Genomic DNA, 7,553 nt, shown 5'->3' on the forward strand with positions numbered 1-7,553 from the left:
TGGCCGACACGGAGTCGGCGTTCGCGTCAGCGCGCGTGCGCGAGAGCGATCAGTTCGCGGGCATGCTCAAGGCCACTCGCCGAGTCGGGCAGGCCCGAGAGCAGACGCGCCATTTCGGCGGCACGCTCCTCGCCCTGCAGCTGCCTCACGCTCGACGCCGTCACCGCCCCGTCGCTGTCTTTGACCACGGTGAGGTGATTCCCGGCGAAGGCGGCAACCTGCGCGAGGTGGGTGACGACAATCACCTGAGCGGTTTCGGCGAGGCGGGCGAGGCGTCGACCGATCTCGATCGCCGCTGCCCCGCCGACTCCGGCATCCACCTCGTCGAAGACGAAGGTCGGCACCGGGTCTGTCGCGTTGATGACCACTTCGATCGCGAGCATCACACGGGAGAGTTCACCACCGGATGCGCCGCGCGCGAGCGATCGCGGCTCAGCCCCGGCATGCGGTTGAAGCAGAATCTTCACACTGTCGCGACCCGTCAGGGTGGCCTCGTCACGGCTGTCGATCTCCACGATCAGTGACGCGTCGGGCATCGCCAGCGCACTCAGTTCCGCGGTGACGGCGCCGCCGAGTGCCGCTGCGGCCCGCACGCGCAATGCGGTGAGGGTGGCGGCTCGCTCGTCGACCTGGCGCTGGTCGGCTTCCGTCTCGTTCTCGAGTTCGTCGATGCGGTCGGAGTCGCCGTCGAGCTCGACCAGCCGGGCGCTGCCCGTGTCGAGAAAGTCGATGGCCTCGTCGAGTCCGCCGAGGTACTTGCGGGCAATGGCCGAGAGTTCCGCGCGTCGCTCCTGCACGATCTCAAGCTCGCGTGCTCCGTCGGCGTCGAGGCCGGCCAGGTAGCTGGACAGCTGTGCGGCAATGTCGGCGACGAGAAAACCGGCGTTCGCGATCGCCTCGACGATCGGAGGTAGAGCGGGGTCGTGGCCGGCCGCGCGCTCGAGTTGGCGACGTGCCGCGTCGAGCAGCGCCGTCGCATCCGGAACATCGTCGACCGACTCTTCGGCCGAGAGCAGCTCGCGCGACTGCGCGGCGGCTAGCCGCAGCTCTTCGAGGTTGCCGAGGCGTTCGGCGCGCTCGGCCAGTTCGGTGTCTTCACCGCGCTGCGGTGCGACGGCCTCAATCTCGGCGATCGCCGCGCGCAGATCGTCGGCTTCGCGGGCGCGGTCGTCGCGTTCGCGGGTGAGCTGCTCGAGCTCGACGCGATTGGCTTGCCAGCGGTGGAAGGCCGCCTGATAGTTGGTCAGCGCGGTGGCGAGGTCGGGGCCGGCGAACCGGTCGAGGGCTTCACGCTGGGCGATGGAGGAGCGCAGGCGCACCTGATCCGACTGCCCGTGCACGACGACGAGGTCTCCGCCGAGGTCGCCGAGCACGCTCGCTGGAGCGCTGCGTCCCCCGACGATCGCACGGCTGCGGCCTTCGACTGAGACGGAACGACCGAGGATGAGCTCCGGGCCGTCGAGGTCTCCCCCGGCATCGCGCACCCGATCGGCGACGGCGCCGGAGGGGTCGACGAGCCAGCGGCCCTCGACCCAGCTCTGGGCCTGGCCCTGGCGCACGGTGCCGGCGTCGGCGCGTTCGCCGAGCAGCAGACCGAGCGCCGTGACGACCATGGTCTTTCCGGCGCCGGTTTCACCCGTGACTGCGGTGAAACCGGGGCCGAGCGGCAGGGTGGCTTCTGCGATGACGCCGAGGTCGCGAATCGACAGTTCTTCGATCATGCTCGTCCACCGTTCATTGCCAACGCTCGGCTTGCCAGATTGCGAATGGAGAGCCCACTACTCACGGCCACCTGGATGGGCTGCTCCCCCGCCGTGTTCGTCCGGCCGTTCAAGGACAGCGTGTTACTCACGGCCAACAGGCCCCCTCCAGCCCGTGACGGGCAGGTTGAATTTGTTCACGAGACGATCGGTGAATGGTCCGGAGTGCAGGCGCGCCAGACGCACCGGAACACTCGACTTCCGGGCGACAACCCGGGCGCCGGGCGGCAAATCATAGGCGCGTCGACCGTCGGCCCAGAGCACCGCAGTGCCGTCGCTGCGCGCGAGAATCTCGACGGCGAGCGACGAATCAGCCCCGACGACCAACGGCCGGGCAAACAGCGCGTGGGCCGACAGCGGAACGAGCAGCAGCGCGTCGAGGCTCGGCCAGACGATCGGGCCGCCGGCTGAGAACGAGTACGCGGTTGACCCGGTGGGCGTCGACATGACGACGCCATCGCAGCCAAACGACGAGAGGGGGCGGCCATCGACCTCGATGACGACCTCGAGCATCCGTTCGCGGCTGGCCTTCTCGACGGTCGCTTCGTTCAGCGCCCAGGTCTCGTAGACGACGTCGCTGCCGACTTTGACGCGTACCGAGAGCGCCATGCGCTCCTCGACGGTGTAGTCGCGGGTGAGCGCGCGGTGCACCGCCACGTCGAGGTCGTCGCGCTCGCTTTCGGCCAGGAATCCGACATGGCCGAGATTGATGCCAAGAAGCGGGGCGGAGCATCCGCGCACGAGTTCTGCGGCGCGCAGAATAGTTCCGTCACCGCCGAGCACGATGACCAGCTCAAGTTCGTCGGCGTCAACGCCGTCGCCCAGAATGCCGAGGTGCCGCGAAAGCTCGGGTGACGACGCCAGCAGGTCGGCGCGTTCGGTCGTGTCGAGCACCGGCACGGCGCCGGCGGCGATCAGCTTCTCACAGACGGTGACCGCTGCATCGAGCGAATCGGTGCGTCCGGTGTGCGCGACGACGAGGATGTGGCGTGGCGTTGCAGTCATGTCGTCACGCTCCCACGAGTCGGGTGATCCGGTCGATCCATTCTGTCGGATTACTGTCGGATGCGGTGCTGATCCAGCACAGATACTCACGATTTCCCGCCGCACCGGCAATCGGCGAGGCGATGAGGCCGTTGGTGCGGAGGCCCAGGTCAAACGCCGCCCAGAGCACGCCGGTGATGGCATCCGCTCGAAGCGCCGGGTTGGTGACGACGCCCTCCCGAATGCTCTCTTTTCCAACCTCGAACTGCGGCTTGATCAGAAGCACGAAGTCGGCGCCGGGGGTCGCGGTTGCAACGAGGGCGGGCAGCACCGTCGTCAACGAAATGAACGAGAGGTCGCCGACGACGAGGTCGGGGCGCGTCGCGACTCCGGATGCCGCGGCGATCGTTTCGGCCGTCGCATAGCGCAGGTTGAAGCCCTCGACCAGAGCCAGACGTTCGTCGGCGGCGAGCTCCGGCGCAAGCTGACCGTGCCCGACATCGGCGGCGATCACCTGGGCAGCACCGCGTTCGAGCAGAACCTGACTGAATCCTCCGGTCGACGCGCCGGCGTCGAGCACCGTGCGCCCGGCAACCGGGATCTCGAAGGCGTCGAGCGCCGCAATGAGTTTGTGGGCGCCGCGGCTCACGTAGTGATCGGTGCCAGCCACTTCGAGCAGCTGACTCTCACGCACCTTGGCGGATGCCTTGACCACCGGTTTGCCATCAACCGTGACCAGGCCGTCGGCGATGAGTTTGGCGGCCACGGTGCGCGAACGCACGAGGCCGCGCTCGACGAGCGCGGTGTCCAGGCGAACCTCGGTGACGGGCGTCGGCTCGGTCACCGGGGTCGCGTCATCCGCTGGAATCACCTCGTTCATCGGCGTGCCGCTGCCGGCACGTCGCCGCCCTCGAGGCGGCTGCGCAGCTGGTCATGAAGCTCGGTGTACTCCGCGGCACGCTGCTCCAGCGGCTGGTCGTCGATCGCACCCAGACGTGAGGCGAGCCCCGCTTCAAACGAGGCGTCGAACGAGCCGTCGGCAGCAATCTCGGTGGAATCCATGCTGTCTAGATTACCGGTCGAGATACAGTCGCTCCGGAACGTTCAACCCGTAGATCGGTCGGCCACACGCCCAGATCACGGCGCAGGCAGCGCGCAACAGGTTGATCCCGTTGTCGCCGTCAGCGGTGATCTCGACGTCATTGCCACGGATGCGCACGGTCGCGCCGTCGACGGTGGCCGTCGATCCGTCCTTGCTGAACACGGGCACCGGGTAGGGCTCGTGCAGCTGGCGGAGGTCGCTGAGCAGAAACTGTGGACGCGAGTTCGCATCGGCCGCCAAAGCCTGCTTGGCCTTGTCGATGCCGGTCAGCACCAGCACCGAGGGAATGCCGGCACGGTTGGCGCCGAGGATGTCGGTGTCGAGCCGGTCGCCGATGAACAGTGCATTCTTGGCATCGAACCGGTTGATCGCCTCGGTGAAGATGGCGACCTCCGGCTTGCCGGCGACGAGCGGCAGGCGCCCGACGGCCGTGTGCACGGCTGAGACGAGCGTGCCGTTGCCGGGGGCGATGCCGCGGGCGACCGGAATCGTCCAGTCGGTATTCGTGGCGATCCACGGAATGCCCTCGCCGCCGTCAGCCGCTGAGTTGTTCAGCGCGAAGGCCGCCTCGGCCAACTGCGCCCAGCCCACATCGGGTGCAAATCCCTGGATGACCGCTGCCGGCTTGTCGTCGGCCGACCGGGTCACGATGAACCCGGCCTTCTCGACCTCGACGACCAGCCCTTCGCCGCCGACCACCAAGATCTGGGAACCGGCCGGCGCCTGCTCGGCGAGCAGACGCACGGCGGCCTGGGGCGACGTGACGACATCCGCCGCCGCGACCGCCAGACCGAGTTCGGTCAGGTGGTCGGCGACGGACTGATCGGTGCGGGATGCGTTGTTGGTGATGTAGCCGACGCGCATCGTTTCGGCAGCCTGGTTCAGCGCTTCAACCGCGAACGGAATGGCGGCCGGACCGGCGTAGACGACACCATCGAGGTCAGCGAGCAGAACCTCGACGCCGTCGAGAGGCGTTGTCGCCTTCGTCTTGCGCCCCAGCTTCAGCACCCTTCTCTACTTCTTCGTCGCGGCGTTGTCGGCTGCCTCGGCAGCTGCCTTCGCCGCAGCCTTCTCGGCACGAACGATGCGAGCCTTCTCGTTCTTCGCGAGGCGGGCTGCTTCGGCTTTGGCGGCCTTGGCGTCATCGTCGGTCGTCGCGGTGGTCGAGCTTGTCGAGACCTCGGGGGTCTCAACGGCCTTCGCAGCCTGCTCGACCTTGGCTGACTTCTCGACCTTTACAGCCTTCGGAGCCTTCGCAGCCTTCTCGACCTTGACGGACTTCTCAGCCTTTTCAGCCTTCGGAGCCTTCTCAGCCTTCTCAGCCTTCTCAGCCTTCCCAGCCTTCTCAGCCTTCTCAGCCTTCTCAGCCTTCGGAGCCTTCTCAGCCTTCGGAGCCTTCTCAGCCTTCGGAGCCTTCTCAGCCTTCGGAGCCTTCTCAGCCTTCGGAGCCTTCTCGACCTCGACTGCCTCGGGGGCCGAAACCTCAACGACCGCTACGGTTTCAGCAGCATCGGTGGTCGAGCCTGTCGAGACCTCAACAACCTCCTCAGCAGATTCGTCCGTCGATTCCTCATCCAACTCAACGAATTCGTCGTCGAGCGAAATGCCTTCTTCGTCCTCATCGATTTCAATGATCTCGATGGTTTCGTCGAGGGCAGCAGCGTCGCCGAATGCGGCATCGGCGCGAGCGGCCAGAGTCATCCACTTCTCAGCTTCAGGCTCGCGTCCGAGGTCGGCCAGCACCTCGGCGTAAGCCGAGAACAGTTCTGCGCTGTAGGAGAAGGCGGTCTTCGGGTCGAGCTGCGGAATCTCAAGCTCGCGCAGAGCGGCTTCGGTCTCGCCGAGGTCCAGACGGGCCCCGGACATGGCGATCGCGAGGCTCACCTGAACGCCGGCGGGCAGCGTGCTGCGGTCAACCGAACGGCCGAGCTCGAGAGCACGGTCGGGGCGTCCCACGCCACGTTCGCTGTCGACCATCAGGGCGATCTGTTCGTTCGAGCCGGAGATCCGGCGGTAGGTGCGCAGTTCGCGAAGTGCCAGAGCGTAGTCGCCGACGGCATACGCCGTGATGGCCAACGTCTCACGAACGACCGCGATGCGGCCGGCACGGCGGGCCGCGGAAACGACGTGCAGGTGAGCCTGCTCCGGGTCCTCCTCGATGAGTCGAACAGCCATGGCCAAGTGCTTGGCCACCCATTCAGCGTTGTCCTTGGTGAGCGTCTTCAGCTCGTTGCGCGCGATGCGGTCGAGGTCCTTGTCGGAGACGTCATCGGGCAGGAAGGGGTCATCGTGACGCGAGCGAACCGGGCGCAGCTCGCGCTGCATCCGCTGCTCGGCTGTCTCCTCTTCAGCGATGTACTGCGCGTCGCGGGCTTCACGGTCGTTACGGGCCGGGGCACCGTCGCGAGTCCACAGCTTCTTGTCGCCGTCACGTGAATCTGAGTCGCGGCGCGGGCGTTCGGAGCGTGAACCATCCTTGTCCCACGGCTTCTTGTCGCCGTGGTGTCCGGGACGATCTGCACCGCCGCGGTAGGCCGGACGCTCAGAACGCTCGCCGTCGCGGGGAGGGCGGGCCGGGCGATCGGGACGATCGGAGTTTCCGCGGTAGGCCGGACGTTCGCCGTCCTTGGCCCACGGCTTGCGCTCACCGGAACCAGACGACGGACGGTCAGAGTTTCCGCGGTACGGAGGACGCTCGGAGCGTTCGCCGGACTTCTCCCAGGGCTTACGCTCACCGGAACCAGACGACGGACGGTCAGAGTTTCCGCGGTACGGAGGACGCTCGGAGCGTTCGCCGGACTTCTCCCAGGGCTTACGCTCACCGGAACCAGACGACGGACGGTCAGAGTTTCCGCGGTAGGCGGGACGTTCGCCCGACTTTTCCCACGGCTTACGCTCGCCATCGCGCGGTGCGCTGGTGCGGTCGGAGTTCCCACGGTAGGGAGCACGCTCACCAGAACCCGAAGGACGATCGGAGTTTCCACGGTAGGGAGCACGCTCGCCGTCCTTGGCCCACGGCTTACGCTCGCCGTCGCGCGGAGCGCTCGTGCGGTCAGAGTTGCCTCGGTACGGGGCACGCTCGCCCGAACCGGACGGACGGTCTGAGTTGCCACGGTAAGCCGGACGCTCGCCGGACTTCTCCCACGGCTTGCGCTCACCGTCGCGCGGTGCGCTCGTGCGGTCTGAGTTGCCACGGTAGGGAGCACGCTCACCCGAGCCGGACGGACGATCGGAGTTGCCACGGTACGGGGCACGCTCACCCGAGCCGGACGGACGATCAGAATTGCCGCGGTAGGGAGCACGCTCACCAGAGCCGGACGGACGATCGGAGTTACCACGGTGCGGAGCTCCCGAGGAGCGTCCGGAATCACCCTGTGAGCGGTCGTTTCGGCCTGCGCCGGACCATCGGTCCTCCCGGCCACCGCCGCGGGGGTCGTTGCCATTGGATCCTGAAGGGCTCACTGTTGTATCTCCTGTGTAATTTGTGGTGCCGTACCTCGTGCTCTTACAAGCGTACGGCTTAACGCAAAATGGCCACCCCGTAGGGTGGCCATTTCACGTTTTTCTAAGTTAAGTCCGGCGGTGTCCTACTCTCCCACAGGGTCCCCCCTGCAGTACCATCGGCGCTGAGAGTCTTAGCTTCCGGGTTCGGAATGTGACCGGGCGTTTCCCTCTCGCTATGGCCGCCGAAACATCTGGTGATGAAC

At 66.9% G+C, this 7,553-nt stretch carries 6 protein-coding genes and 1 rRNA gene; all 7 read right to left on the minus strand.

Going from position 1 to position 7,553, the window contains the following annotated elements; translation table 11 throughout:
• Window positions 1–26: 26 nt before the first annotated feature.
• The 7 genes from recN to rrf all read right to left on the minus strand — a co-directional run bounded on the left by recN (window position 27) and on the right by rrf (window position 7,537).
• On the minus strand, window positions 27–1,721 hold the full coding sequence (gene recN, locus AB4Y63_RS01780; protein ID WP_441789311.1) for a DNA repair protein RecN: 1,695 nt from the start codon (window positions 1,719–1,721) through the stop codon (window positions 27–29).
• Window positions 1,722–1,844: 123 nt separating this feature from the next.
• Entirely contained in the window at window positions 1,845–2,765 is a 921-nt protein-coding gene (locus AB4Y63_RS01785) for an NAD kinase (RefSeq protein WP_441789312.1), read from the minus strand.
• A 4-nt stretch (window positions 2,766–2,769) separates the two neighbouring features.
• Window positions 2,770–3,624: a TlyA family RNA methyltransferase gene (locus AB4Y63_RS01790; protein ID WP_441789313.1), complete on the minus strand. Its 855-nt coding sequence runs from the start codon at window positions 3,622–3,624 to the stop codon at window positions 2,770–2,772.
• Window positions 3,621–3,806, minus strand: a complete 186-nt coding sequence (locus tag AB4Y63_RS01795) for a hypothetical protein (protein ID WP_441789314.1) — start codon at window positions 3,804–3,806, stop codon at window positions 3,621–3,623. Before AB4Y63_RS01795 ends, AB4Y63_RS01790 begins: the two co-directional genes overlap by 4 nt.
• Before the next feature lie 10 nt (window positions 3,807–3,816).
• Window positions 3,817–4,854 carry an HAD-IIA family hydrolase gene (locus AB4Y63_RS01800; protein ID WP_441789315.1) on the minus strand — a complete coding sequence of 346 codons (1,038 nt, stop codon included), beginning with the start codon at window positions 4,852–4,854 and terminating at the stop codon, window positions 3,817–3,819.
• A 6-nt stretch (window positions 4,855–4,860) separates the two neighbouring features.
• On the minus strand, window positions 4,861–7,308 hold the full coding sequence (locus AB4Y63_RS01805) for a primosomal protein (RefSeq protein WP_441789316.1): 2,448 nt from the start codon (window positions 7,306–7,308) through the stop codon (window positions 4,861–4,863).
• A gap of 112 nt (window positions 7,309–7,420) precedes the next feature.
• Window positions 7,421–7,537: ribosomal RNA gene (gene rrf / locus AB4Y63_RS01810) — 5S ribosomal RNA — on the minus strand.
• Window positions 7,538–7,553 lie beyond the last annotated feature (16 nt).

Origin of the sequence: Leifsonia sp. YAF41, assembly GCF_052113185.1 — a bacterium.
Lineage (GTDB): Bacteria > Actinomycetota > Actinomycetes > Actinomycetales > Microbacteriaceae > Cryobacterium.